Here is a 781-nt window from a genome sequence, read left to right as displayed (position 1 = left end):
CTCCGGTGCCACCGGGCGGTTGCGCATGTAGGCGCCCATCATGTCCGGCGGCGGCAGCGTGTTCTCCGGCCGGTTGGACCAGTAGCCACCCGTTGCGTCGGGCTCCTTGTCGATCACCGTCGCGGTGTGCACGTTCTTTTCCTCGGCAGCCATATCTCCACTCCTTATTCGATGGACCCACGGGAGGCACCGGATGACCCGGCGCCCGGCAGCACGGCTTCCCTACCGCTCGCGGCCCCTCCTGGCACCGCGCTGCACACCACGATGGTACGCACCCCACCTGTGACGGCATTGATCCGCATCAATGCCCTTGCGGTTGCATTCCGTGCGACATATGTCGCACATTTGCGACACTCCGCCAAACCGGGATTCCCATGTCCGCGCTGCCTACCCCCTCCAACGCCGAGCTCGAACTGCTCAAGGCACTGTGGCGCCAGGGCGCCTGCAGCGCGCGCGAAGTGCACAACGGCGCCGTGGCCGCGCTCGACTGGTCCTATTCCTCCACGCGCAAGACGCTGGAACGGATGATCGACAAGGGACTGGTCGAAGAAACCGTCGAGCACGGGTTGAACATGTACCGCGCCCGGGTCGGCAAGGTCGCCACGCTGGCCGCCCTCAGCACCGACTTCGCGCGCCGGGTGCTGGAAATCGATGGCGCGTTGCCGGCCCAGGCGTTCGCCGACAGCCGCCTGCTCAGCGAACAGGAGCTGCAGCAGCTCGACGCGCTGCTGCGTGCACCTGCCAAGGACGACCAGGCATGAGCCTGACGCTGGGATTCTGG

Annotated in this window: 1 protein-coding gene; it reads left to right on the top strand. The window is 66.6% G+C overall.

Translation table 11 applies throughout. The annotated features are described in order from the left end of the window. Positions 1-374: 374 nt before the first annotated feature. Positions 375-761 (top strand): BlaI/MecI/CopY family transcriptional regulator, encoded by a 387-nt coding sequence (locus AAE045_RS23400; protein WP_102789154.1) that lies wholly within the window; start codon positions 375-377, stop codon positions 759-761. Positions 762-781: the final 20 nt, after the last annotated feature.

The organism is Dryocola clanedunensis (assembly GCF_038405435.1).
GTDB lineage: Bacteria > Pseudomonadota > Gammaproteobacteria > Enterobacterales > Enterobacteriaceae > Dryocola > Dryocola clanedunensis_A.
This window is presented reverse-complemented; position numbering and strand designations above follow the sequence as displayed.